This is a genomic window from Pseudoalteromonas sp. SG43-6 (assembly GCF_014164365.1).
Lineage (GTDB): Bacteria > Pseudomonadota > Gammaproteobacteria > Enterobacterales > Alteromonadaceae > Pseudoalteromonas > Pseudoalteromonas rhizosphaerae.
Genome location: NZ_JACJEZ010000141.1, coordinates 1 through 909, shown reverse-complemented (window position 1 = coordinate 909; position 909 = coordinate 1). Strand labels below are relative to the sequence as shown.

Sequence of the window (909 nt, the reverse complement as noted above, 5' to 3'; positions counted from 1 at the left end):
CGCAGTACAAACCTTAACCGCGACGGTATTAGCTGATGGCACTTGGTCGGTGGATGTACCGACGCCGCTGGCAGAGGGCGCATTCCAAGTGGATGGCAGTGTCACTGATGCGGCAGGTAATACCGCGTCTGATACTGAAAACGGCGGAGTAATTGACACCCAAGCGCCTACTTTTGATATTGATCCACTTGCTGCAACGAACGATACCACGCCCACCATCACTGGTAGCAGTGATGAAATTGGTGGTCTCGTCAGTGTCATCGTCACTGATGCGACGGGGGCAGTACAAACCTTAATCGCGACGGTACTGGCAGATGGTACGTGGTCGGTGGATATACCGACGCCGCTTGCAGAGGGCGCATTCCAAGTGGATGCCAGCGTCACTGATGCGGCAGGTAATACCGCGTCTGATACTGAAAACGGCGGAGTAATTGACACTCAAGCGCCAAGCTTTGATATTGATCCGCTTGCTGCAACGAGCGATAGCACGCCTACCATTACTGGTAGTAGTGATGAAATTGGTGGACTGGTAAGTATCACTGTGACAGATGCTAACGGCACGGTGCAAACTTTAACTGCGACGGTACTGGCTGATGGTACGTGGTCGGTGGATGTACCGATCCCACTTGCAGAAGGCGCATTCCAAGTGGATGCTAGTGTCACCGATGCCGCCGGCAATACCGCCAGTGACACAGAAAATGGTGGGGTGATCGATACTCTTGCACCGACGGTTGATATCAACCCGTTGACTGATAGCAACGACAGCACGCCTACCATCACTGGTAGCAGTGATGAAATAGGTGGGTTGGTGAGCATTACAGTCACCGATGCCAATGGTGATATACAAACCTTAACGGCGACAGTACTTGCAGATGGCAGTTGGTCGGTGGATGTACCGACCCCGCTTGC

General features: G+C 53.0%; 1 protein-coding gene. It reads left to right on the top strand.

Annotated features, from left to right (window positions below):
• Positions 1-909, top strand: a 909-nt coding sequence (locus H5201_RS22485) for an Ig-like domain-containing protein (RefSeq protein WP_182785453.1), incomplete at both ends; no start/stop codon positions are given.